Genomic DNA, 22,230 nt, shown 5'->3' on the forward strand with positions numbered 1-22,230 from the left:
TCGTTTCTGCCTCTCTACGATTTCTCACCATGACCGAAACTCCACGGGACAACTCCGCCACCCGTGCACGCTGGCAGACGTGTCTCAAGCTGGCCCGCGAACTCCTCCTCGTCGGGCCGGACGACAAGGACCTCAAACTCAGCTATCTCCACACCCTGATCGACACGGGCCGCCTCGGCCCCACCCACCACCCGCGCAAGAAGATCCTCGTCATCGGCGCCGGCATCACCGGCCTCGTCGCCGGCCGCCTGCTCAAGGACGCCGGCCACGACGTCACCCTCATCGAGGCCAATGAAAGCCGCGTCGGCGGACGCATCAAGACCTTCCGCGCCACCAGGCACCAGCAGCCCTTCGAGGACCCCGCCCAGTACGCGGAGGCCGGCGCCATGCGGCTGCCCGACTTCCACCCGCTCGTCCTCGCCCTCGTCGACAAGCTCGGGCTCGGCCGCCGCCAGTTCTACAACGTGGACGTGGACCCCTCCACCGGCAGCGGCCCCGACGTCCCCGTCCCCCCGGTGACGTACACCTCCTTCACCGGCCGGACCTGGACCTACGGCGACGACAGCCCCGACTTCCGCGAGCCCGACAAGCGCGGCAACTCCTGGATCCGCGCCAATCGCACCCAGGTGCGGCGTGCCGACTACGCCACCACTCCCGAGCGGATCAACGAGGGCTTCCACCTCACCGGCGACGAGGTCCGCGCCCCCGTCGTGAAGATGGTCGACGACGCGCTGGAGAGCGTGCGCGACTACTACTCCGACGTCGTCGACGGCAAGCGCGTCAACAAGCCGTTCGACGAGTGGGTCGAGGGCTGGGCCCGGGTGATCCGCGACTTCGACGGCTACTCGATGGGCGCCTTCCTGCGCGACCACGCCGGGCTCAGCGACGAGGCGATCGAGGCTGTCGGGACCTTGGAGAACATGTCCTCACGGCTGCACCTCTCCTTCTTCCACAGCTTCCTGAGCCGCAGCGACATCAACCCCACCGTCCGCTACTGGGAGATACCCGGCGGCAGTTGGCGCCTGCCGCACGCCCTCCACGAGGGCCTGCGCGACGAGGTGAAGCTCGGCCACCGCATGATCCGCCTCGAATACCACGACCCCAGCCGCGACACCGACCCCGAGGGCACCGGCGCCGTCGGCCCCGACGGATGGGGCGTGGCCGTGCAGACCGTCGCCGAGGGCGATCCACAGGCCCCGCCGCGCCTGTGGACGGCGGACCTGGCGATCGTCACCATCCCGTTCTCCGCCCTGCGCTTCGTGGAGATCGTTCCCTCGATGTCGTACAAGAAGCGTCGCGCCATCATCGAGACCCACTACGACTCGGCCACCAAGGTGCTGCTGGAGTTCAGCCACCGGTGGTGGGAGTTCACCGAGGACGACTGGCGCGACGAGCTGGAGAGCATCGCACCGGGCCTCTACGAGTACTACCGGCTGGGCCTGGAGGTGGGCACCGAGCCCGCCCACACCCCCACGCTCGCCGATGCGAACGCCGGCCTGCTCGGCGCCGCCGTCAAGGAAAGCGGCGTCACCGAGGAGATGCGGCAGCTCAACAGCACCATGCCGCTGCGCGGCCCCGCCGTCCGCCCCGCCACCCACGCCTTCGGCGGGGGCTCCGCCACCGACAACCCCAACCGGTTCATGTACTACCCCTCGCACCGGGTCGAGGGCAGCACTGGCGGCGTCGTACTCGCCTCGTATTCCTGGTCCGACGACGCCGCGCGCTGGGACTCGATGCGGAACGCGGAGCGCTACGTCTACGCCCTGCGCAACCTCCAGGCCCTGCACGGCCGCCGCATCGAGGTGTTCTTCACCGGGCGCGGCGCCACCAAGAGCTGGGCCCGCGACCCGTACGCCTTCGGCGAGGCCGCGATCTACACCGCGCACCAGATGACCAGCTTCCACCTGGACGTCTCCCGGCCCGAAGGCCCCGTGTACTTCGCCGGGGAACACACCTCCCTCAAGCACGCCTGGATCGAGGGCGCCCTGGAGAGCGCCGTCCGCGCCGCCATCGCCGTCCACCAGGCCCCGCCGGTCACCACCCCGGGCACGAACCAGGAGGAGGACCGCTCATGACCGCGATCACCCACGGGTGCACGGTCGCCCGCTACCTCGCCCTGCGGCTGGCCGAGTTGGGCATCACCCACCTCTTCGGCGTCCCCGGCAACCACCTCGGCCCGTTCCTGACCACCCTGCGGGCCGAGGGCGCCATCGAGTGGGTCGGCACCCCCACCGAGGGCGGCGCGGGCCAGGCCGCCGACGCCTACGCCCGCGTCCACGGCGTCGGCGCGGCGGCGGTCACCTACAGCGTCGGCGCGTTCAACCTGCTCAACGCCTGCGGCGGCGCCTACGTCGAGCAGGTCCCGCTGGTCGCCATCAACGCCTCCCCGCCGTACGAGCAGTGGCAGAACTACCGCGCCCTCGGTCTGCTCACCTCCCATATGAGCCCCCGCCCGGAGAGCAACCTGGACGTCTACCGGCAGGTCACCGTGGACGCGCAGGTCATCTCCAACCCGGGCCTCGCCCCCGCCCAGATCGACGCCGCGCTCACCGCGTGCCTCTCCGAGCGCAGGCCGGTCTACCTGGAGGTCATGGAGGACCTGTGGGACGAGCCCTGCGCCGAGCCCGGGGAGCCGATCCTCCGCCGTGAGCGGCCGTTCAGCGCGCGCAACCAGCTGCTGCTGGACCACGCCGTGAACGCGATCCTCACCCTGGTCGAGGAGCACGCCGGCCCGGACGGAACGCCCCGCCCCATCGTGTGGGCCGGCGAGGAGATCGACCGGTTCCGCCTGGGCGGGCAGCTCACCGACCTGGTGGAGGGAACCGGGGTGCCGTTCTGCACCACCGTCGGCGCCAAGGCCGTCGTCGACGAGGACCTGCCGCAGTTCCACGGCGTCTACAACGGCCACGCCAGTCACCCGGACGTGCACGGCGTCTTCAAGGACTGGGCCACCTGCCGGATCGGGCTCGGCGCCTGGTCCACGTCGAAGAACCTCGGCGGCGAGCAGTGCGTCGGCGACGACTGGGTGATGGCCGCGAACGGCGGCGTCAGCGTCGGCACTTCCTACTTCCCCGACGTCCAGCTCGAACAACTCCTGCCCGCCCTCCAGGACGCGCTGGCGAAGCGCTACGGCTCCGGGGGTCTGGCCGCCGACTACTACGCCGAGGCCCATGCCCATCTCGGGGAGTCCGTCGACCGCCCCGCCGGCCTGGAGCAGTACCGCGCCTCGCTCCGCACCAGCGGCTCACGGTCCCGGCACGCCGAACGCCACACCGAACGACTCACCTACGACGGCGTGTTCGACCGGATCAACCACTTCCTGGGACACGAGACCCGGCAGGACTGGACGGTCGTCTCCGACGCCGCGTTCTCCCTCATCGGTTCGATGAACCTGTCCCTGTCCGCGGGCGGGTTCCTCTCGCAGGTCAGCTGGCTGTCCATCGGCTGGTCGGTCGGCGCGGCCACCGGCGCCGCGCTCGCTCCCGAGCGCGGGCACGCCCGCCCGATGGTGTTCGTCGGCGACGGCGCCTTCCAGGAGACCTGCCAGGAGATCTCCACCCACACCAGGCTCGGCCTGCGGTCGGTGGTGTTCGTCATGGACAACGGACACTTCTACGGCATCGAACAGATGCTGGTGCACCCCGCCTACTACGCCGACGACCAAGGGGCCTCCCACGACCCCGACTTCTACAACGTCCTCCACCCCTGGCACTACGACCGCCTCGCGGCCGTCTTCGCCGGCAAGGAGACCCCGGCGAACGGGATCACCATCGCCCACACCTCCGAACTGGACGACCTGCTGACCCGCCTCACCGACCCGGCCGACCCGGTCAACGCCGGACCCCTCCTGGTCCGCGTCCGCCTGCACCGGCACGACTACCCGCGGGCGATGGCGTACAAGGTGAAAGTCAACCATCCGAAGGGAACAGGAAATGGCTGATCTCAACGTACTGATCGCCTTCGACGCGGCCACGATCGTCGAGCAGAATCCCAACGCGTCGAGGAACCCGGACGCGCCGACGTACGCCGACCACAGCCTCATCTACATGACAACGCGCCACGATCACATCGTCGGCACGTCGGGGGCCGAATTGAACCTCCGCGCCGAACCCGGGGACAGCATCAGGTGGCGCGAGACGACGCTCTCGCTCGGCAGCGACTACAAGGCATTACTGTACAAATACGTGAGCAGCGACACCGGCCACCAGCTCGTCAGGACTCCGGAGACGTACCACTTCTATTTCCAGATCCTGGACCGCCACCGGCAATTGAAGGGGTACTTCCAATGGGACCCCTTCATCACCATCGAGAATCCCTGACGGTCCTCAAGTGAGTGCCAGGGCCATGAGGTCTCCGAAACCTCCACCGCAGCTCGGTTGATCGACCAGACTTGTCCTTGTTTCCGATGGAGAAGGGACGGCAAGCATGGCGAACAGCGCGCTTCTGGTGATGGACGTCCAACGGGACATCGTGGCCATCGCCGACGACGGCTCCGGATATCTGCCGCGCCTGCGCAGGGCGATCGACGGTGCCCGGGCTGCCGGCATCCCCGTGATCTACGTGGTGATCGCGTTACGGCCGGGTGATCCGGTAGTCAGCCCTCGCAACAAGGTGCTCACAAACATTGTGCGGGCCGGCCTGTTCACCGAGGGTGCCCCTGGCACCGAGATCCATGACGACGTCGCGCCCCAGCAGGGCGACGTGGTGGTGACCAAGAGGCGAGGGAGCGCGTTCTCGGGCAGCGACCTCGACTTGGTACTCAGGGCTCGCGACATCAACAGCCTTGTTCTCACCGGCATCGCCACCAGCGCTGTAGTGCTGTCCACCCTGTGGCACGCCATCGACCTGGACTTCGGCCTCACCGTCCTGGCGGATGCCTGCCTCGACACCGACCCCGAGGTGCATCGGGTCCTTACCGAGAAGCTGTTCCCACAGTGGGCAGAAGTCTTCGCCGTCGAGGACTGGCTCAAAGCCATCGCACGGCAATAGCGAGGAACGCGGTCCAGGCGGTGGGGGGAGAGGGTGAGGTGGGGGGGCTGTGGGGTTCTTGGAGTCGCGGATGTGGATGGTGTGGGGGCAGGGGGATATCTCGATGCATTCGCCGCCCGCGCCGCTGCTGTGCGATGACTTGCGCCAGGTGTAGGCGGCTTCGATGCATTCGCCGCCTTCACCGTCGCTGTAGCTGGACTTGAACCGGTTGAGAATCTCGGTGCTCACAGTTCCCCCGGCTTCTTCTCAATCAGGGCCCGAGACTCCGTGGGCAGGAGCGCCATCGCTGGCATGATTCCATAGCGATCGGCGATCTTCCGGACCTCCTCCAAGTCGGTGATCAGCCTGGGGAAGCCCTGTACCTCCGTGTACGCAACCTGCGGGTGCTTCTGCGGGGTCAACAGGTTGAATGCACCGCCCATGTTGGGATGGTCCTCGATCTCGACGTTCCGCATGCTGCCCCTGATTGGCATAGAAGTGCAGCTCAACCGCCTCTGCCTCCAACCCGGCGTAACTCCTATACCACTCCGGATGCCGAGTCCGCGCCTTCTTCATCCCCTCCTTGATCTCAGGGATCATCGCCTTCAACAGCCCCCCCCGGCATCAAGAAGTTCATCCGCCTTCTCCAACACCTCCGGCCGAGCCACCCGCACCCCCCGCTCCATCGCACCGATCGCGTCCGGCCCGTACCCCACCGCCTCCCCCAACTCCTTCTGCGTCAGCCCGGCCCGCTCCCGCAGCAGCTTCAACAGCTTGCCGACCGCCGTGAACAACCCGGTCGTACCGTCGGCCTCCGCCGGAGTCTCCGGCGTCGTTCATCCGCCATCGATCCCGCCCTCACCTCGTCGTGGTCACGGCCGACGAGCCGACGCCTCGCGCACCGCACCCATACGGCTACTTAGCGTCCCGCCGCCATATCTGGTCAGACTGGAACCGGACGACCGCGCTGAGTGACATGAATGCGGAAATCCCCACGACTCCCACCGTCCTCGGCGGCGGCTGCGCGCCTGGGGCATCCCCGAGGGGAGCGAGGTGTACGACAACGCGGTGCTGGTCGCCGCCGAGCTGGTGACGAACGCGGCCATGCACGGGGACGTCACCGGGCACAGCTTTCTGCTGAAGGTGGTGTGGACGACCGGCACCGTGCGTATCGAGGTGGCCGACGCGTGCGAGACGCGGCGGCAGAAAACGCGGCGGGCGGAGCCCGAGGCCGAGTCCGGGCGGGGGCTGCTGATCGTGGAGGCCCTCGCCGACAAGTGGGGCATCGAGGACCGGGACCTGGGGAAGACCGTGTGGGCCGAGCTGAGCACCAGTGTCAGTACCAGCCCGTAAGGGCGTGAGGACGTCGAGGGCCGCCCGAGTGAATGTTCTGCCGATCGGTCCTACTGAAAATCCTCTCGGCGAAGTGGATCTACATACTGAGTGAATGCGGACGCAGAAGAAGATTCCCACCCTGATTCACCAAACCTGGAAAGACGCCGACGTGCCGGCCCAATGGAAGAAATGGGCCGACTCCTGGCGCCGGCATCACCCCGGCTGGGGATACCGCCTGTGGACCGACTCTGACAATCGCACATTCCTCCAGGAGTACTATCCCTGGTTCCTGCCCATCTACGACGGCTACGCGGAACCGATCATGCGGGCCGACGCAATTCGCTACTTTCTGCTCGACCATTTCGGCGGGCTCTACGTGGATCTGGACTTCGAGTGCCTGAGCCCGGTCGACGGAATCCTTGACGGGCGCGAACTCGTCCTCGGCTGCGAGCCCGAGGCGCACACACGGCTGCTGCTGGCCCGCCGGCGCGGATTCAGCCGCATCGTCGGCAACGCGTTCATCGCGTCACGGCCGGGCCACCCCTTCTGGGCCCATGTGCACCGCCAGTTGGTCGGCGCCCACAGAATGCCTGGTGCGCTGGACGTCACGGGCCCCTTCTTCCTCACCAGGGCGATCGACAGCGCCCCGGAGCCTGCCTCGATCGCCTCGATCACGATCCTCGGACCGGAGGTCCTGTACCCCGAGGTGAGCCCGTACGCGACAGAGCTGTTCGGCCCTCAGGAAGCCGACTACGAGCGGGCGTACGCCGTGCACCACTGGTCCGGCAGCTGGGTGCGTGACTCGCCTGCGACTCCCCGGACATCGGCCGGCAAACGGTTCCCGTTCTGGGCGAGCCAGGAGCTGCAACCGCTCGCCGACGGCCTGCTCAACCTGGACGCGCAACGCCGCCGCTGGACCTCGGGCGCGCCCGCGCCGACGGTGTCGTGCCTGATGGTGACGAAGGACCGCTCGTCGACGGCCCGCCGCGCGATCGCGTGCTTCCGTACGCAGACCTACCCCAGTCTGGAACTGGTCGTCGTGGAGGACGGCACGGACGACGCCCTTGAGCGGCACATTCGCGAGCTGGACGACCCGAGGATCCGCCATCACCGGCTCCCCCCGGAGGGGCGGACGCTGGGTGAACTGCGCAACGAGGCGGTGGACCGGGCCACCGGGCCGTACGTATGTCAGTGGGACGACGACGACCTGTACGACCCGGAGCGGATCGAGACGCAGATGGCGGCGATCCTCTCGCTCGGCGCCGAGGCCTGTTTCCTCGCACGTGAACGGCTGTGGTGGCCCGCTCGCCACAAGCTCGCGATCTCCTGCGCGCGCGTATGGGAGGGGTCGATGGTGTGCGCCAAGGACCGCCTCCCGCGCTACCCGGCACTACGCCGGGGCGAGGACACCCCGGTGGCGGAAGAGGTGGTCCGCACCTGCCGGGTGGTATCGGTCGACGCACCCGAGTTGTACACGTACGTGTGTCACGGCGGCAACACGTTCAACGAAGCCCATTTCGCGGAGCACTTCGACGTGGCGACGGAGACATGGTCCGAACCCGGCGCATACGCGGAGCGGTTGCTCGCGATGGCGACCCGGCTGCCGATCGGGCCGGAGGACATCGCCCACGCCGAGAACGGCCCCACCCCCCGACCCTCCGGGCGAAGAGCACAGACGGCCACGGCCCCCGGCCCGGCGAGAGAACGACCCCCGGTACTGGTGCTCACCCCCCTCAAGGACGCGGCCGCGTTCCTGCCGGGCTATCTCGAGAACCTTCGCACCCTGGACTATCCCCGCGAGGCGATCTCCCTGGGCCTGCTGGAGGGCGACAGCAAGGACACGACGCGGGATCAGCTCGAACAGGTCCTGCCCGGCCTTGAGGCGGAGTTCCGGCGGGTCACCCTCGTACACCGTGACTTCGGCCTCCAACTGGAAGGCCCCCGCTGGGAGCCCGGCGTCCAGCGTCGACGCCGCTCGGTGCTGGCCAAGGTGCGCAACCATCTGCTCTCCCGAACCCTCGCCGACGAGGAGTGGGTGCTGTGGCTCGACGCGGATGTCACCGGCTACCCGGCCGATCTCGTCCAACGCCTCCTCGGAGCGCGCAAGGACATCGTCGTCCCGCACTGTGCCACGACGACCGGTGGACCGACGTACGACCTCAACACCTTCGTCCTGCACCCCAGGGCCGGCACGCTCAACTGGTCCCAGTGGCTGCGTGACGGCATCCTGCAGCCGCCCAGGGGGTTCGGCCGGACGTACCTCGACGAGTTGCGCGGGCAGGGGCTCATCCGCGTCGACTCGGTCGGCGGCACCACCCTGCTGGTACGCGCCGACCTGCACCGGGACGGTCTGATCTTCCCCTCCTTCCCGTACCAGCACCTCATCGAGACCGAGGGCCTGGCCGCGATGGCCCGGGACATGGGCACTGCCTGCTGGGCGCTGCCCGACCTGGAAGTGCTGCACCCGCACCACGCCACCAGTGCCGAGCCGCCGCCGCTGGTACACCACATGGCGTAACCGTTTTGGCGCGATAAGTAATGAAATCCTACGGTGGGGCTACTGCCCCTGGGTCCCAGGACCTCTGCATGGAGTTCACACGCCGCAGCGGGCAGCTCCCAGACCCCCGAAAGAAAGGTCCCACCGTGAAAGCCCGCCTCATGTCCTCCCTGGCCCTCCCCGCCGCACTGGCAACCGCCGGACTGCTCAACACGGCGGAGGCGGCCTACGCGACCGCCCTCGGTTCGGACGCGCGGACAGCATCGGCACCCTACGCGTACCAAGGCCAGCCGATAAGCGGCGACGTCACCCTCACCTCCGCGGACGGGCACCCCTGCACGCCCCTCGGAAACGTCACCATCACCGACTACGGGCACTGCTGCACGCCCATCGGGAACGTCACCCTCACCGACTACAACGTCTGCTGTACGCCGGTGGCCAACATGACCATCTGTGACTACGAGCACCACCAGGAGCACGACCACGGCCACCACGAGAACGGCCTTCACGACCACCACGACCATGACCACGACCATGGGCGTCAACTGCGCTTCAGCTAGCGCCTGATCCGGCAGGTCTGCCGCGACGTGGTCCTCGAACAGGACTGGGGGGGGCGTCGGCATTCCGTTCATCCCGGTTCCGTTCCGTTCCGCTCCTTACCGTTCCGTACCGTACCGAAGCGAAAGACGGCGCATGCCCCACAGCCCCGACCCTGTGGTCTCGGTGGTCATCCCCTGCCACAACTACGCCCGTTATCTGCCCGAGGCAGTGTCCAGCGTCGTCGCCCAGACGTTCCGCGCCTGGGAACTCGTCATCGTCGACGACGGCAGTACCGACAACGCCTTCGAGGTGGCCCAGGACTTGGTGGCCCGTCACCCGGACCGGTCCATCAGGGTGCTCCAACAGGCCAATGCCGGGGTCTCCGCCGCGCGCAACACCGGAATCGAGGCCGCTGCCGGCCGTTACATCCTTCCGCTGGACGCCGACGACGTGATCGCGCCCACGATGCTGGAGAAGACCGTCGCGGTGCTGGACGGTGACCCCGACATCGCCATCGCCTCAACGGACGTGTTCACCTTCACCGACGACGATCTGCCCCCGCAGGCGATGCCCCTCCCCGCCTACAGCAGAGAACTCCTGCTCCAGCGACTGATCATGTTCTACTGCTCGCTGTACCGCCGTGAAGCGTGGCAGACCGTGGGCGGGTACGACGAGAGCATGCGGGCGGGAGAGGACTGGGACTTCTGGATCGGCTGCGTCGAGCACGGCTTCGACGCCCACCACATCCATGAGCCGTTGTTCGGGGCGCGCAACAAGGACACCGGACTGCATCTGGAAGCCGCAGAGAACGACCTGGCCATCCGGGCCCGCATCGTGGCCAACCATCCGGACCTGTTCAAGCCGATCACCCGCGGCTGGGCACACGCCGTGCTCACCCAGGACGCGGAAGCGTGCCTGCGGGACGAGCACGTGCCCGACGACATCCTCACCCGGGCCGCCGAGATGGACCAGTTCCTCTCCGCGGTCATGGCCCTGCAGCGCACAACGCGGGTGCAGTACTACCACATCCGGCGCCTGGAGAAGGCGCTGGCCGCCGCCCAGAGCGGCGACGCCGTCCCGTCCGTCCCGGAGAGAGAGCCCGCCCCGACGGCTTCCTCGGTTTGACGCAGTGGTCCCGGCGACAGGGTCAGAACGTCGGCGGGTCCAGCACCAGGTTCCGCCGCACGTCGGTCACGCTCACGCCCTCCGGGACCCCGAACGCTTCGACGGTCACAAACGTGTTGTAGCCGTTGACCTCCACCGCCAGGTGGTCGCCGCCCGCCACGCGCAGGTCGATCCTCGTCCGGGGCACACCCGCGTGCTCCGGCATCCAGTGGATCCGCGCTGCCGGGTAGTCGAGGGCCGTCAGCTTCTCGTGCAGCACCTCGTAGTCGTTCGCCCCCGTGCTGCTGAACGCCTCATGGATGCGCTCCGCGTGCAGCTCGCCGCGGCACTTCTCGATGGCGGTCAGCGGCACCTCCTCGACGGAGACGGGCTGGGTGGAGTCGAGGTCCGTGGGCTCGGACAGGTCACCGTCGATGACGCCGCCTCCGCCGGGTAGGACCGGAGTGCAGTAGTCCGTGATGCTGTTCGCGAAGTTCAGGAACCGTGTCTCCGCATCGCTGTCGGTGGCGGCCGCCGCGTTCGTCGCGCCGTAGCAGGACAGGACGACGCAGCTGAGCGTGGCCGCCAGCACAGACTTCACCAGGAAGGACTTCGGAAGGATTTTTGTCCGCATGGACGTACGATGCGGGCCGCCGGCCACCGCCCACATGAGTACCCGTACTCAACCCACCCTCAGAAACCGCCCTCAGTCCACCAGATCCGCCGCCGTCAGCAGCCGCGTCAAATCCGTCCGCGACCGTACCTTCAACTTCCGGTAGATACGCGTGAGATGGGCCTCCACCGTCTTCCGCGACACGAACAACGACGCCGCAGCCTCCGTGTTGTTGAGCCCCCGCGCGATGGCCCGCGACACCTGGAACTCCTGCGGTGTCAGCTGGTCAAGGGCCCCTCCCATACCGCCGCCGGTGGACTGCCCGGTGTTCAACATCCCCCCGGCGGCGGCCAGTTCGCTCGCCGCCCGCCGAGCCCACGGCACCGCGCCCAGCCGTTCGAAGCAGGCCAGCGCGGAGGCCAGCGGCGCTCGCGCGGCGCCCGGGCGCCGGTACCTCCGCAACACCTCCGCCTCGCACAGCAACGTCCGGGCCCAGTCGAACGGCCCCGTCGTCCGCTGGTGGGCCTTCAACGCCGCCCCGAAGCACGCCTCCGCCTCCTCCGGCGTCCCCGCCAGCAACCCCCGTACCCGCGCGGCCCCGGCCTCCGCCGACGCGAGGCCCGTCTCCCGCGCCCGCTCCTCCAGCCACGTCACCACTTCACCCGCCCGCACCGCGTTCCCGGCCCGTACGTGCGCCTCGGCCAGGTCCGCGGCGAACGGGACCACCTCCGGGTTCCCGATGCCCTGCTCCTCCGCCAGTGACAACGTTTGCTCCAGCTGGTCGGCCGCCGCGTCATGGTCCCCGTACGCCAGGGCCGACAGACCGAGTACCGCCGTCATGTGGAACTCCTGGCAGCCGATCCCGTACGCCCCGCACTCCCTCCGCGCCCGCGCCACATGCTCCTCGCACTCCACGCGATCGCCGCGCAGGGCTTCCAGCCGGGCGAGGCAGTACAGGGCGTAGCTCACGCACGTGAGCTGGCCAAGCTCCTCCGCCCAGCGCAGCGCCTCCGTCAGGTCGCCGCGCGCGGACGCCCATTGGCCGATACGGGTCTCCAGCTCACCCCGTACCGCCAGCGTGAAGCCCAGCACGCCCACCGCGCTGTGCTGCCGCGCCGACTCCACCGCGGTGTTCAGCAGCCGGCGGCCCCGTACGAACTCCTCCGCGCGGCTCCAGGCCTGCCCGGCGATCGCGTACACCTGCTGGTCGCGGACGGGGTCGCCGCCGGTGCCGTGGCGGTCGGCGGCCTCCAGCATCTCGCGGCCCTCGGCGGTGCGGCCGTTCATGACGAGGGCGGCGCCGAGGAGGGTGAGGCTGTACCAGCGTTCGGGGCCGGAGGACGAGGCGAGGGCCAGGGATTCCTCGGCCACCCGTACGGCCGCGGGGACATGGCCGTCCAGGCGGGCCGCAGCCGTCGCCTCCGCCAGCAGCAGACAGGCGCGGGCGGGGTCGGTGTCGCGTACGGCGTCGGCGGCGTTCATGAGGAGGCCGTACGCCTGGGCGGTCTCGCCCTTCCAGGTGTACATACGGCCCAGCAGGCCCTGGATGGCGGCGCGCATCGCCGGGTCGGGAGTGATGCGCAGGGCCTCCTCGCACCACTGCGGGCCCGCCGGGGAGCCGCTGAGCAGGGCGTCGGAGGCGGCGTGGTGGAGGCGGTCTGCGCGGGGAGCGGGGTCGGGGGTGAGTTCGGCGGCCCGTCGCCAGGCGAGTGCCGACTCGCCGAAGGCGCTGCGCCTACGGGCCTCCAGCGCGGCTTCGGCCAACGCTGCCGCGGTCTCCTCGTCGGGGCCGGGGGTCGCGGACGCCCGGTACCAGGCGTGCAACGGGCCCGTACTCACCTCGGCCAGCGCGTGGAACGCGGCGAAACGGTGGGCGAGCGGGGCCCGGCCCAGCACCAGCGCGCGCAGCACCGGGTGGTGGAAGTCAAGGCCGTCGGCGGTGGCCGTGATCAGCCCGTCCTCCTCGGCGGGGGAGAGCGCGTCGAGCGAGAGCCCGGCCGCCTCCAGCGCCTTCCGCAACGGCCCCGCCGCCGTCGACCGACTGGCGGCCAGCACGACGAGGGCCCGGCGGGCGGGGTCGGGCAGTCCGTCGATACGGGTCGCCCAGGCACGCTCCAGATGGCTGCCGAGGGAGGGCGGATCGAGCAACGGCCGCTCGCCCCGCGCCTGTTCGTCCGACAGCCCGCTCGCGATCTCCCGCAGGGCGAGGGGGTTCCCGCCGCTGATGCGTACGAGGTCGGAGAGGACGCCGGGGGCCACACGGCCGGCGAGCAGGGTGGCGCACTCCTCCGGCGCCAACCCGCCCACCTGCACCGTCGGAATGCCGCGCCGCGGCCCCGACTCGCCGTGGTCCTGCCGGGACCCGAGGGCGAGGGCGACGTGTTCGCTGGACAGCCGGCGGGCGACGAAGAGCAGGACGCGCTGGGAGGACGGGTCCACCCAGTGCAGATCGTCGACGAGGACGACGACCGGGCGCTCCTCGCCGAGGGTGGCCAGCACGTTCAGGGCGCCCATGCAGGCGGCGTACGGGTTGCCGGGCGGGTCCGCCGAGTCGCCGCTCAAGGCCAGGCAGGACTCCAGGGCGGCGCGCTGGGCTCCGGGGAGTTCCCTGAAAAGGGATGAATAGGGCATGAGGAGGTCGCCCAGGGTGGCGAACGGGAGCACGGTCTCGGTCTCGATGCCCCGGGCCCGCAGCACCGTGGCCGGTGTCGCGCCCGACGTCCCGGCCGCCGCCCGCTCCGCCGCGTAGTCGAGCAGGGCGGTCTTGCCGATGCCGGGCTCACCCCACAGAAGCAGTGCCGCCCCACCCGCACCGCCCGCCACGAGCAGGTCGTCCATCAGCCGGCGTTCCCTCTCCCGGCCGACGAGTTCCCGTAACAATGCGCCACCCCCTGGTGTCCGCGCGTACCCGCCCCGCCCGTTCATCATGCCCCCATCAGGGCGGGCCAAGAAGGTCGCACGCCGAGGGAGTTGGGGGGAGATGTAGGGACTTCCCGGAAGCGCGGCGGCTCCGCCCGGGCCTTCAATGGGTCTCGCGGAACAGAAAAACAAGGGGAACAGGGGAACAGGGGGACAGGGGAACACGGGGAACCCGGAATCACGGGGGAACAGGGAATCACAGGGGACCCGGGATCACGGGGGACAGGGAAACACGGGGAATGAACCAGGTCGCGGAACTAGGGGGACGGCCCATGCCGGCATCCGTGGAACGCGGGGATCTCACCTCGGGGTCCGACCGGCTCGACTCGGTCGACATCAAGGTGACGTTCTCGGGTGCGGGCGCGGCCGCCGCGACCCGGGCGCTGGCGCCGGACACCGGGGGAGCCCGGCGCCGCGTCTACTTCTGTGAGGCCCTCGCCCGCTCCACGGCGCCAGGACAACTGCCGCTTCTGGATGCGGGGTTGATCCTGCGCCTACGGGCGGGGAGCGGGCGAGGTGGGGCCGCGACGGCGGAACTGCGGCCCTGTCGCCGGTCCCGGCTCTCGGAACGATGGCTGCGCTTCCGGGAGCAGGGACCGGACTCCTTCCACCTCGCGGACGCCTGGTCCGGCGACCGCCGGGTCCTGTCCGCCGCCCTCGTCTCCGACTGCGGCCGCACGGCGGTGGAGGCCGCCGCCACCGGCGCCAAGCCGCTGGAACTCGTCTTCTCCGACCGCCAGCGCGCCTTCCTCGCCGACTGCGCCGACATCACCGTCGGCTTCGGCTCCCTGAACATCCTCGGCCCCGTCCACACGGTCCGCTGGCGCGGCGTACGCCTCGACCACCACGAAGTCACGCTGGAGTACTGGACTTTGGCCGGTGCCGCCGCCGATTCCACGGCCGGCGCCGATTCCGCGCTGGAGTGGCTGGAGGTCTCCAAGCGCGTAGCCCCCGAGGGGGCCGAGGTCGTCCAGGCCTCCCTCACCGCCCTCCTCAAGGGCAAGGGCCTCGACCCCGACCTCGACCTCGGCTCGGGCTTCCGGGTGCGGCGGGTGCTGGAGGCTCTGGCGGCCAAGGGCGCGTAGACGCTCCGCTGGAGGGGCTGTGCCGCCCCCAGTTGAATGGTTGGACAAAAGGCAGGAGCCCCTGCGCCGTGAGGCGAGGGGCTCCTTGGGTACTGCTCTCAGACGTCGTCAGAGGGGCATCCCTCAGATCAGACGGGGGTGACGTTCTCCGCCTGCGGGCCCTTCGGGCCCTGGGTCACGTCGAAGGAGACCTGCTGGTTCTCCTCCAGCGAACGGAAGCCGCTCGCGTTGATGGCGGAGTAGTGAACGAAGACGTCGGGGCCGCCGCCTTCCTGGGCGATGAAGCCAAAGCCCTTTTCGGCGTTGAACCACTTCACGGTTCCGGTAGCCATAAGCCCTCCTTGGGCCCAAAGGGTTGCCCTGCTCCAGAACCCTGCAAGTGTGAAAACAAGATGCCGCACAACTGCATACGTCTGAAAACGACGAGAGCCCGCGGTCACATGCTCCGCAGGCTCTGTACTGCAAGGGAAACCAAACTGCAACTTGCGGCGAGCCTAGCACGCGGGCAGGGGAAAGCAATAGAGGGCAAGATCACGTCACCCGGATGTTTGAGTGATCGTGGCGCCGGGTTGACACCGGTACGCCGTGGCCTCCAGCCCTCGCCCGGGACCCCGGGCCCCGCACCGTACTCCAAGAGGTTTAGTCTCGCGATGTGGACAATTCTCGCACCCGGCCGCGCGTGGGCCACATCCAGTTCCTGAACTGCCTGCCCCTCTACTGGGGGCTCGCGAGAACGGGCACGCTCCTCGACTTCGAGCTGACCAAGGACACCCCGGAGAAGCTCAGCGAGAAGCTGGTGAAGGGGGACCTCGACATCGGGCCCATCACCCTCGTCGAGTTCCTTCGGCACGCCGATGAGCTGGTCGCCTTCCCCGACATCGCGGTCGGCTGCGACGGGCCGGTGATGTCCTGCGTCATCGTGTCCCAGGGGCCACTCGAACGCCTGGACGACGCAGGCGTCGCCCTCGGCTCCACCTCGCGCACGTCCGTACGCCTCGCACAGCTGCTGCTGGCCGAGAGCGTCGGCGTACGGCCGTCGTACTACACCTGCCCGCCCGACCTCTCGCTGATGATGCAGGAGGCGGAGGCGGCCGTCCTGATCGGCGACGCGGCGCTGCGGGCCAACCTTCACGACGGGCCGAAGTTCGGGCTCCAAGTGCACGACCTGGGCGCCATGTGGAAGGCGTGGACGGGGCTGCCGTTCGTCTTCGCGGTGTGGGCGGTACGGCGGGACTACCTGGAGCGGGAGCCCGAGGTCACCCGCCAGGTCCACGAGGCGTTCCTGGCCTCCCGCGACCTGTCCCTCACCGAGGTGGACAAGGTCGCCGAGCAGGCGGCCCGCTGGGAGGCCTTCGACGAGCGGGTCCTGGAGCGGTACTTCACCACCCTCGACTTCCGCTTCGGCGCGCCCCAGCTCGCCGCGGTCGCCGAGTTCGCGCGACGCGTCGGCCCGACGACGGGATTTCCGGCGGACGTGAAGGTCGATCTCCTTTCCTGAACATTTCTCCCGGAGGCTTTCCGCATGTCCCCGGAAATTCGTTTGACGAATTCCGGATTCCGTGGAAGGCGTGGTGGTCGTTCGCATTCCCAATCGGGCGTACGGCACTACGCTGCTGGGGAGTCGTGGAGAAGCCGGTAGTACGGGGGAGGGGTGGGGGGTATGCAACCGCTCGACGTCGGCGAGCCCACCGTCGTGGGGCCCTACCGGCTGCTCGGCCGGCTCGGCTCCGGCGGGATGGGCCGGGTGTATCTGGGCCGCAGCGCGGGCGGCCGTACCGTCGCGGTCAAGATCGTCCACCCGCACTTCGCGCTCGACGAGGAGTTCCGCGCCCGCTTCCGGCGCGAGGTGGAGGCGGCCCGGCGGGTGGGCGGCGCCTGGACGGCCCCCGTCCTCGACGCGGACCCGGAGGCATCCGTCCCCTGGGTGGCGACCGGCTACGCGGCTGGCCCCTCCCTCGCGGCGGCCGTCGCGGACGGCGGCCCGCTACCCCCGCACTCCGTACGGGTGCTGGGCGCCGGCCTAGCGGAGGCGCTCTCCGCGGTGCACGCCCTGGGCCTGGTCCACCGCGACGTCAAACCCTCGAACGTCCTCCTCACGGTCGACGGCCCCCTCCTCATCGACTTCGGCATCGCCCGCGCGACGGACGGCACGGCGTCCCTGACCTCCACAGGCGTCTCCATCGGCTCCCCCGGCTACATGTCCCCCGAGCAGATCCTCGGCAAGGGCATCACCGGCGCGGCGGACATCTTCTCCCTGGGCGCGGTCCTCGCGTACGCCGCGACCGGCCGGTCCCCCTTCCCCGGCGACTCCTCCGCCGCTCTCCTCTACAAGGTCGTCCACGAAGAGCCCCAACTGGAGGGCGTGGAGGGCGAGCTGAGGGAGTTGGCCGAGCGGTGCCTGGCCAAGGAGCCCGCCGCCCGACCGTCCCCGGACGAGGTCGCCCGGACTCTGGCACCCGAGGGCGCCGCGCGACTGGTGGCGGCCGGATGGCTGCCGGGCCCGCTGGTGGAGCAGGTCGGCCGCAGAGCGGTCCAACTGCTCAACCTGGAGGCGGTGGACGGGGCGCCGGTCTCGGGGCCGGTGGGGTTCAGCAGCCCGTCGGTGGGGGAGTCGGGGACGACGGATGCCCCATCGGCGGGTTCTCCGAACGCGGCGGATGCCCCGTCGGCGAGCCCTTCGCACGCGGCGAAGGGCGAAGTCCCCGCTGTCAGCGGGACGTTCGGGCCACCGCCGGTCATGTCGCAGGCGCCCGCCACGCGCGTTCCCGGACAACGCGCCGATGCCGCCGCCGTGCAGGACACCGCGCCACCCTCACCGCCGGGCAGGCTCTCTCTGAGCGTGGCAGCGGCGTCCACGACCGAGCCGAACGGGCGTGGCCGCAAGGTGAGTTGTTCGATCGCCCTGGCGATCGCGGGGGCGTTCGCGGCGGTGAGCGTGGGGTCGGTGTTCGTGTTCGGGATGATCGAGGGCCAGGACGACACCGCTGGCAACGGCGGTGACTCGTACGATTCCGGGCCGATGACGAGCGCCAGCCCGACCAGCTCGTCGCAGCCGGGATCGGGCGGTCCGGTGCCTCAGAAGCTCCTCGGCACCTGGGAGGGCGACGCCTATGCCCTGGACGGCAACCTCCCGGCCGGTACCTTCACGGTCACCCTTGAACAGGCCGAGATCGGCGGCGACTTGGGCACCTTCCGCTCGGTCGACCTCATCGGCGGCACCTGTGACGACAAGCTCGTCCTCAAGGAGGTCGCCGGGAACCAGATCATCGCGACGAGCATCGCCGACACGGAGAACAACCCCAAGACCTGCACCAAGAACACGCACGAGATCACGCTCACCCCGGTCGGCGACGAACTCCAGTACACGTCCGACAACGCGGACGCGGGTGACCCGAAGGCCCGGCTGGCGAAGGTGAAGCAGGGGAGCCCGGGCTCATAAGGTGGCCGCGTGGATCTCGACCTCTGGTTGATCGGGCTGACGGTGGCCGCCGCGTTGTGGGGCGCGGGAGTGGGCACGCTGCTGCCACGGCCCGCGTACCGTTTCGCGGTCGACGAGGAGGAGCCCTGGCAGGACGAGTGCCCCGCCGGGCACCGGATCACCGGTGTCGCACGCGGCTGGCTCGGCCCTGCCCGGTGCGCGAAGGGCCCCGGATGCGTCTACGGCCCCAGCACCCGCACGGTCGCCCTGGTGACCGCCCTGGTCTGTGTCACCCTCGCCTTCGCCACCGGCACCCGCCCCGAACTCGCGGTCTGGCTGCTCCTCGCCCCGCTCGCCGTGCTGCTCACCTTGGTGGACGTCAGGGCGCAGCGGCTCCCGGACCCGCTGACCCTGCCGTTCGCGGGCCTGGCACTCGTCCTGCTGGGGGCGGTGGCGTTCGTACCCGAGCACGCGGGCCAGTGGCGTACGGCGGCGTACGGCGCGCTCGCCCTCGGCGGCCTGTACTTCGTCTTCTTCCTCATCCGCCCCCTGGCCCTCGGCTTCGGCGACGTGAAACTCGCCCTCGGGCTCGGCGCGGCCCTCGGTTGGTACGGCTGGGGCGCGCTGTACGTCGGCACGTTCGCCGGGGCGCTCATCGGCAGCGGATGCACGCTGGTGGCCGCGTTCCGGGGGCGGGCCAAGCGCCGACAACTGGTCGCACTGGGCCCGTTCATGATCGCGGGGGCGTATGTGGGGCTGCTGGTGGAGGCGTACGCGGCCTGAGCGGTTCACCGGGAGGTTTTCCACAGGCATGCGGGCTGACGTCGGGTGATCAGGACCCCTGGCGTAGTCTGGCCTGGTCCGTTCAACCCTTACGAAAGGGACGCTCCCGGTGACCGAGAAGGCCGACCTTCAGTCCGTTCTCGACCGTGCCGCCGAGGGTGGGCGGATCACGCCGGAGGAGGCGCTCGACCTCTACCGTGACGCGTCGCTGCACGCGCTGGGCGCGGCCGCCGACGCCGTACGCAAGCGGCGGTACGCGGGCACGGAGCACATCGCGACGTACATCATCGAGCGGAACATCAACTACACGAACGTCTGTGTGACGGCGTGCAAGTTCTGCGCGTTCTACGCCCCGCCGAAGGCCAAGGACAAGGGCTGGACGCGCGACCTCGACGACATCCTGCGCCGCTGCGCGGAGACCGTCGAGCTGGGCGGTACGCAGGTCATGTTCCAGGGCGGACACCACCCGGACTACGGGGTGGAGTACTACGAGAAGCACTTCTCCGCCATCAAGAAGGAGTTCCCGCAGCTGGTCATCCACTCCCTCGGCGCGTCCGAGGTCGAGCACATGGCCCGTATCTCCAAGGTGAGCGTGGAGGAGGCCATCCAGCGCATCCACGCCGCCGGTCTGGACTCCTTCGCGGGCGCCGGCGCCGAGCTGCTCCCGGCGCGCCCCCGCAAGGCCATCGCGCCCCTCAAGGAGTCCGGCGAGCGCTGGCTGGAGATCATGGAGGCCGCGCACAACCTGGGCGTCGAGTCCACCTCCACGATGCTGATGGGCACCGGCGAGACCAACGCCGAGCGCATCGAGCACCTGCGCATGATCCGTGACGTACAGGATCGGACGGGCGGCTTCCGGGCCTTCATCCCGTACACGTACCAGCCCGAGAACAACCACCTCAAGGGTCGCACGCAAGCCACGATCTTCGAGTACCTGCGCATGATCGCCATTGCTCGCCTCTTCATGGACAACATCGCCCACATCCAGGGCTCCTGGCTCACCACGGGCAAGGAGGTCGGCCAGCTCTCCCTCCACTACGGCGCGGACGACCTCGGCTCGATCATGCTGGAGGAGAACGTGGTTTCCAGCGCGGGGGCCAAGCACCGCTCCAACCGGCTGGAGATCATCGACCTGATCAGGAAGGCCGGGCGCGTGCCCGCCCAGCGCACCACGACCTACGAGCACATCGTCGTCCACGACGACCCGGCGAACGACCCCCTCGACGAGCGCGTCATGTCCCACATCTCGTCCACCGCGATCGAGGGCGGCACGGCCCACCCCGAGCTGAAGCTGCTGAGCACCAACTAGGCTTGATGTGCTGACGATTCACGCCGCCCACGAGCTGCGGTACGGGTGGGACGACGACACGGAGCCGGTGAAGGACGGCGCCGTCGCCGTGGAGAGCAACCGTGCCGTGTGGTCGGGCCAACTGGCCGAGGTCCAGGAGAGGTTTCCGGGCGCCCGGGTACGACGCTGGCCGGGCGTCATCGGCCCCGCACTCCTCCACCAGGGCCCGCTCCCGGACGCCCCGACACCGCGCGAGCGCGTTCACGAGGTACTGAAACTCGGTGCGACGGCGGTCTTGGAGGAGTACGCGGACACCCCCGAACTCCGGGCCGCCGCAGCCCGCAACGACGTCATCGTGGTCCCACGCGGCACCCCCATCCGCCGCCCGGCAGCCATCATCGGCATCGGCCGCGCCGACCTGGCCGTCTTCGACGAGTCCGGCACCTGCATAGCCACGGTGTGTGCGGGGCGTCTGGTCCACCGCCGCCGCTGACTCGTCTCGCGCTCATCCCGAGAACGCCTCCCCGAACGCCCCCGCCTCCTGCTCCACCCCGCTGCAGTCGGTCAGTTCGTCCTCCGTGCCGTCCCCGCACTCCTGATCCCGGAACGTCGCCCACACAGACACCCAACCGACCCCCTTCGACTCCGCGAACTCCCGCACCTGCGCCGCGTCTTCCAACGTGAACGTCTCGTTGTCGACGTCATTGACGCCGAGCATCGAGGTGAGGGCGAGAGCGCGCCACGCGGTGGACTCGGACGTACCGAAGACCTCCATCAGCTGCTCATGCGTGGCCTCCGCGGCCTGCTCCGCGTAGTCGCCCATGTCGCCGTCGTACGAACTGGCGTAGTTCATGGTCATGATGTTGACGGTGGAGACCCGCACGGAGTGGTTGTTGGCCGAGTCGAGGAGCGCCACGCTGTCGGCGCCGAGACCGGACGGCATGACGGGCAGGGTGAAGGAGACGGAGAGGCCGGAGCGCTCCTCCTGGAGGAGCGCGATCGCCTCGGAGCGCAGGTCGACGGAGTCGGAGTCCTTGAGCGCGCCGCCCTCGACGTCGAAGTCGGCCTCGGTCGCGCTGGCCGCGTCGAGCGCAGCGCCGTACGCCTCGGCCAACGCGTCAGCGCTACCGCAGGCCTGGGCCAGCTCGGTGCCCGAGGCGCCGCCGAACGAGACCCGCACCGACGCCCCGGAGCCGGTGAGCGCCGAGATCCGGGACTTCACCGCCGAGTCGCCGATCGCGGTCGTCCCGTTCCACGCGGGCGTGCACGCGTCGCCGTCCGCGATTACGAAGGCCAGGTTGTACGCGGCCGCCGACCCGGCGTCGTCGAGGTCGGAGGCCTCGGTGGCGTCCACGTAGGGGGCGTACGTCGTGGACGTCTCCGCCGACGACTCCTCGGCGCTCGCCGACGCGCTGGGCGCGGGTGCGGACTCAGCGGACTCAGGCCCGGGGGACTCAGACGTGCAGCCCGCGCAGGTCAGGGCCACAAGACAGAGCAGTCCGGCGACCGGTTTCAGGGAATTCCTCACGGTACTCACGAACGGAAATGAACCACATTCGGCTGTGCTTCATGTGTGCTTCTTGAAGATTGCAGATCTGAAGGATGATCACGAAAGGGCATCCAGCAAAAGGTGCGCCAGTCGGGCAAGTGGGGCATTTAGGTGGAGGGTATAGCCCAAAA

General features: G+C 69.5%; 18 protein-coding genes and 2 pseudogenes. 14 read left to right on the plus strand and 6 right to left on the minus strand.

Features of this window, described 5'->3' with window-relative positions; all coding sequences use genetic code 11:
- Positions 1–29 precede the first annotated feature (29 nt).
- The 4 genes from F3T56_RS17020 to F3T56_RS17035 all read left to right on the plus strand — a co-directional run bounded on the left by F3T56_RS17020 (position 30) and on the right by F3T56_RS17035 (position 4,989).
- Positions 30–2,075: a flavin monoamine oxidase family protein gene (locus F3T56_RS17020; protein ID WP_149826023.1), complete on the plus strand. Its 2,046-nt coding sequence runs from the start codon at positions 30–32 to the stop codon at positions 2,073–2,075.
- Positions 2,072–3,940 (plus strand): thiamine pyrophosphate-binding protein, encoded by a 1,869-nt coding sequence (locus F3T56_RS17025; RefSeq protein ID WP_149826024.1) that lies wholly within the window; start codon positions 2,072–2,074, stop codon positions 3,938–3,940. The genes F3T56_RS17020 and F3T56_RS17025 overlap by 4 nt, the downstream gene beginning before the upstream one ends.
- Positions 3,933–4,319, plus strand: coding sequence for an AidA/PixA family protein (locus F3T56_RS17030; protein ID WP_149826025.1), 387 nt, complete (start codon positions 3,933–3,935; stop codon positions 4,317–4,319). The genes F3T56_RS17025 and F3T56_RS17030 overlap by 8 nt, the downstream gene beginning before the upstream one ends.
- Before the next feature lie 106 nt (positions 4,320–4,425).
- Positions 4,426–4,989, plus strand: coding sequence for a cysteine hydrolase family protein (locus tag F3T56_RS17035; protein WP_149826026.1), 564 nt, complete (start codon positions 4,426–4,428; stop codon positions 4,987–4,989).
- A gap of 93 nt (positions 4,990–5,082) precedes the next feature.
- Here the strand turns inward: F3T56_RS17035 and F3T56_RS49730 are convergent.
- Positions 5,083–5,217 (minus strand): annotated as a pseudogene (locus tag F3T56_RS49730) (DUF397 domain-containing protein); the annotation flags it as partial.
- Positions 5,214–5,762: pseudogene (locus F3T56_RS17045) on the minus strand (Scr1 family TA system antitoxin-like transcriptional regulator). The pseudogenes F3T56_RS49730 and F3T56_RS17045, both read right to left, overlap by 4 nt.
- 241 nt (positions 5,763–6,003) lie before the next feature.
- Here F3T56_RS17045 and F3T56_RS17050 point away from each other — a divergent pair.
- The 4 genes from F3T56_RS17050 (at position 6,004) to F3T56_RS17065 (ending at position 10,465) form a co-directional block, all read left to right on the plus strand.
- On the plus strand, positions 6,004–6,321 hold the full coding sequence (locus F3T56_RS17050) for an ATP-binding protein (protein ID WP_425473582.1): 318 nt from the start codon (positions 6,004–6,006) through the stop codon (positions 6,319–6,321).
- A gap of 94 nt (positions 6,322–6,415) precedes the next feature.
- Entirely contained in the window at positions 6,416–8,821 is a 2,406-nt protein-coding gene (locus F3T56_RS17055) for a glycosyltransferase (protein ID WP_149826028.1), read from the plus strand.
- A gap of 125 nt (positions 8,822–8,946) precedes the next feature.
- On the plus strand, positions 8,947–9,360 hold the full coding sequence (locus F3T56_RS17060) for a hypothetical protein (protein WP_149826029.1): 414 nt from the start codon (positions 8,947–8,949) through the stop codon (positions 9,358–9,360).
- Between the two features lie 133 nt (positions 9,361–9,493).
- Entirely contained in the window at positions 9,494–10,465 is a 972-nt protein-coding gene (locus F3T56_RS17065; protein WP_246203655.1) for a glycosyltransferase family 2 protein, read from the plus strand.
- A 22-nt stretch (positions 10,466–10,487) separates the two neighbouring features.
- Here F3T56_RS17065 and F3T56_RS17070 read toward each other — a convergent pair whose 3' ends face one another.
- Positions 10,488–11,078, minus strand: a complete 591-nt coding sequence (locus tag F3T56_RS17070) for a hypothetical protein (RefSeq protein ID WP_149826030.1) — start codon at positions 11,076–11,078, stop codon at positions 10,488–10,490.
- Between the two features lie 72 nt (positions 11,079–11,150).
- Positions 11,151–13,985, minus strand: coding sequence for a helix-turn-helix transcriptional regulator (locus F3T56_RS17075; RefSeq protein ID WP_281291850.1), 2,835 nt, complete (start codon positions 13,983–13,985; stop codon positions 11,151–11,153).
- 263 nt (positions 13,986–14,248) lie between these two features.
- Between F3T56_RS17075 and F3T56_RS17080 the strand changes: the two genes are divergently transcribed.
- On the plus strand, positions 14,249–15,061 hold the full coding sequence (locus F3T56_RS17080) for a hypothetical protein (RefSeq protein ID WP_149826031.1): 813 nt from the start codon (positions 14,249–14,251) through the stop codon (positions 15,059–15,061).
- A gap of 128 nt (positions 15,062–15,189) precedes the next feature.
- Here the strand turns inward: F3T56_RS17080 and F3T56_RS17085 are convergent, their stop codons facing one another.
- Entirely contained in the window at positions 15,190–15,393 is a 204-nt protein-coding gene (locus tag F3T56_RS17085) for a cold-shock protein (protein WP_003992177.1), read from the minus strand.
- A 320-nt stretch (positions 15,394–15,713) separates the two neighbouring features.
- On the opposite strand from F3T56_RS17085, the gene F3T56_RS17095 reads away from it, so the two are divergent.
- From F3T56_RS17095 to F3T56_RS17115, 5 genes are all read left to right on the plus strand, one after another.
- The gene (locus F3T56_RS17095; RefSeq protein ID WP_149826033.1) at positions 15,714–16,559 is read left to right on the plus strand and encodes a menaquinone biosynthetic enzyme MqnA/MqnD family protein; all 846 of its coding nucleotides are present in this window, start codon (positions 15,714–15,716) and stop codon (positions 16,557–16,559) included.
- Positions 16,560–16,721: 162 nt separating this feature from the next.
- Positions 16,722–18,500: a serine/threonine-protein kinase gene (locus F3T56_RS17100; RefSeq protein WP_149826034.1), complete on the plus strand. Its 1,779-nt coding sequence runs from the start codon at positions 16,722–16,724 to the stop codon at positions 18,498–18,500.
- 9 nt (positions 18,501–18,509) lie between these two features.
- A complete protein-coding gene (locus tag F3T56_RS17105) occupies positions 18,510–19,262 on the plus strand; it encodes a prepilin peptidase (RefSeq protein ID WP_149826035.1) in 753 nt (250 codons plus the stop codon).
- A 109-nt stretch (positions 19,263–19,371) separates the two neighbouring features.
- Positions 19,372–20,571: a cyclic dehypoxanthinyl futalosine synthase gene (gene mqnC, locus F3T56_RS17110; RefSeq protein ID WP_149826036.1), complete on the plus strand. Its 1,200-nt coding sequence runs from the start codon at positions 19,372–19,374 to the stop codon at positions 20,569–20,571.
- Between the two features lie 7 nt (positions 20,572–20,578).
- Positions 20,579–21,043 (plus strand): hypothetical protein, encoded by a 465-nt coding sequence (locus F3T56_RS17115; protein WP_149826037.1) that lies wholly within the window; start codon positions 20,579–20,581, stop codon positions 21,041–21,043.
- Positions 21,044–21,055: 12 nt separating this feature from the next.
- Here F3T56_RS17115 and F3T56_RS17120 read toward each other — a convergent pair whose 3' ends face one another.
- Positions 21,056–22,078, minus strand: a complete 1,023-nt coding sequence (locus F3T56_RS17120) for a chitinase (RefSeq protein ID WP_149826101.1) — start codon at positions 22,076–22,078, stop codon at positions 21,056–21,058.
- Positions 22,079–22,230: the final 152 nt, after the last annotated feature.

Origin of the sequence: Streptomyces tailanensis (assembly GCF_008386495.1) — a bacterium.
GTDB classification, from domain to species: Bacteria; Actinomycetota; Actinomycetes; order Streptomycetales; family Streptomycetaceae; genus Streptomyces; species Streptomyces tailanensis.

Bases quoted from the DNA above. Each gene is read 5' to 3' on its own strand.
- F3T56_RS17020 (WP_149826023.1), top strand. From the start codon at position 30: ATGACCGAAACTCCACGGGACAACTCCGCCACCCGTGCACGCTGGCAG.
- F3T56_RS17025 (WP_149826024.1), top strand. From the start codon at position 2,072: ATGACCGCGATCACCCACGGGTGCACGGTCGCCCGCTACCTCGCCCTG.
- F3T56_RS17030 (WP_149826025.1), top strand. From the start codon at position 3,933: ATGGCTGATCTCAACGTACTGATCGCCTTCGACGCGGCCACGATCGTC.
- F3T56_RS17035 (WP_149826026.1), top strand. From the start codon at position 4,426: ATGGCGAACAGCGCGCTTCTGGTGATGGACGTCCAACGGGACATCGTG.
- F3T56_RS17055 (WP_149826028.1), top strand. From the start codon at position 6,416: ATGCGGACGCAGAAGAAGATTCCCACCCTGATTCACCAAACCTGGAAA.
- F3T56_RS17065 (WP_246203655.1), top strand. From the start codon at position 9,494: ATGCCCCACAGCCCCGACCCTGTGGTCTCGGTGGTCATCCCCTGCCAC.
- F3T56_RS17070 (WP_149826030.1), bottom strand. From the start codon at position 11,078: ATGCGGACAAAAATCCTTCCGAAGTCCTTCCTGGTGAAGTCTGTGCTG.
- F3T56_RS17075 (WP_281291850.1), bottom strand. From the start codon at position 13,985: ATGATGAACGGGCGGGGCGGGTACGCGCGGACACCAGGGGGTGGCGCA.
- F3T56_RS17080 (WP_149826031.1), top strand. From the start codon at position 14,249: ATGCCGGCATCCGTGGAACGCGGGGATCTCACCTCGGGGTCCGACCGG.
- F3T56_RS17085 (WP_003992177.1), bottom strand. From the start codon at position 15,393: ATGGCTACCGGAACCGTGAAGTGGTTCAACGCCGAAAAGGGCTTTGGC.
- F3T56_RS17100 (WP_149826034.1), top strand. From the start codon at position 16,722: ATGCAACCGCTCGACGTCGGCGAGCCCACCGTCGTGGGGCCCTACCGG.